Annotated in this window: 1 pseudogene; it reads right to left on the bottom strand. The window is 42.6% G+C overall.

Annotated elements, in window-relative coordinates:
• Positions 1–178: 178 nt before the first annotated feature.
• Positions 179–324 (bottom strand): annotated as a pseudogene (locus C1E99_RS13595) (IS200/IS605 family transposase); the annotation flags it as partial.

Genomic DNA, 324 nt, shown 5'->3' with positions numbered 1-324 from the left:
ACTTGACTGGTCAGTCAAAAAAAGATGTTGACACGAATCATGACCACCCGTCAAACGGGTGGTTTGAACAAGGGCTGTAAGCCCACATCACCAGCCAGCGCCTAAAGACGCTGGCTTTCACTTTGTTCAAGCCTCACTGCTTTTGACTCGTCACTAGCCTCTTAAAGAGGCATTCGTACTACTTGCCATTATCCCTAAAGGGATCTTCATACTCTTTTACACTCAACTTATCAAGTGCTATATCATGTTTTTCCTGTTCTTGTATATATTTCTTAATTGTGGCTTCATTTAGTCCAACCGTACTTACATAATATCCCTCTGCCC

The organism is Streptococcus suis, assembly GCF_002964045.1.
In the GTDB taxonomy this organism is placed as follows: domain Bacteria; phylum Bacillota; class Bacilli; order Lactobacillales; family Streptococcaceae; genus Streptococcus; species Streptococcus suis_U.
The sequence above is the reverse complement of the archived record's forward strand: the minus strand, read 5'-3'. Positions and strand labels throughout refer to the sequence as shown.